The sequence below is a fragment of the Frankia sp. CcWB3 genome, from assembly GCF_977927595.1.
Window position 1 is genome coordinate 12,519 of the sequence record NZ_CDWRCK010000037.1, and the last position, 882, is coordinate 13,400.

The 882-nt window shown below is 69.3% G+C and carries 1 protein-coding gene; it reads right to left on the reverse strand.

Annotated elements, in window-relative coordinates; translation table 11 throughout:
• Window positions 1-161: 161 nt before the first annotated feature.
• Window positions 162-707 carry a DUF1360 domain-containing protein gene (locus tag ACY5KJ_RS05055; RefSeq protein ID WP_462186911.1) on the reverse strand — a complete coding sequence of 182 codons (546 nt, stop codon included), beginning with the start codon at window positions 705-707 and terminating at the stop codon, window positions 162-164.
• Between the last annotated feature and the right edge of the window lie 175 nt (window positions 708-882).

Sequence of the window (882 nt, forward strand, 5' to 3'; positions counted from 1 at the left end):
TTTCATTTCGACTCCTTACGATGGGACCGGACCCGATTCTTCTGGAGTATGCACGCGCAGGTGTACGCGCGTGCGCATGCGCGTACACACGTCACACATCATCACCGCGCCACCATTTCCCGCGATCTGGGTGCAACAACCCATCACCCGGGAGAGAATGGTCAGCCCCTGGTGGCCTGTTGTTGCGCGTTCGCGTAGACAAGCTGAAGTAGGTCGGAGCCGGTGACCACCGTGAAGACGGATGCGGCGAGCCGCGTCGGCCGAGGCACGACGACCAGGCCGAAGACGAAGCCGGTGGCCACCCACTGCGCGGTGCAGAACGGGCAGGTGAGTAGCTCACCCACGCTGTGCCGGGCCGGGGGGTGCTCGCGGACCTCCTCGGCGAGTTCCGCCGGTCCCGCGGTGCCGCGGAAGCGGGTGAAGGGGGCGCGCAGCGGGCTTGTCACCGGGTCCTTGGCGAGAATGCGGCTCAGCTTGTGCGTGGCGATCGTGACGAGAATCAGGTCGGGGACCGCGAACCGCTCGGGCAGGACCGCACCGGACACCCGGCCGATCAGCCCGAGAGCCGCGCACAACCCGCTATACGCCGACAGGGTGGCGAGATAGCCGCGCAGCGGGCGGGGCTCGTCGCCCGCGTACTCGCTCTGTTCCTGGCGCGCCGTGTTGGTCAGGCGGGCCAGCACACCGGTTTTCGGGGTATGCGTCATGTCGGATGCCTGCCCACCGTCTCCGACGGTAACTAGGCGGAGCACGCCCCGCCGGCCGCCGCCACGGCGGGCCCGGCGGAGGCCACCGGGTGCCACCGCCCGGGTCCGCGCGGCAGGAGGAACGGTCATGCTCTCGTCGGCAGGCCCGGACGAGTTTGCCGCAGCTTTCGGGGTC

Coding starts and splice junctions, on each gene's coding strand:
- ACY5KJ_RS05055 (WP_462186911.1), bottom strand. CDS start 707: ATGACGCATACCCCGAAAACCGGTGTGCTGGCCCGCCTGACCAACACG.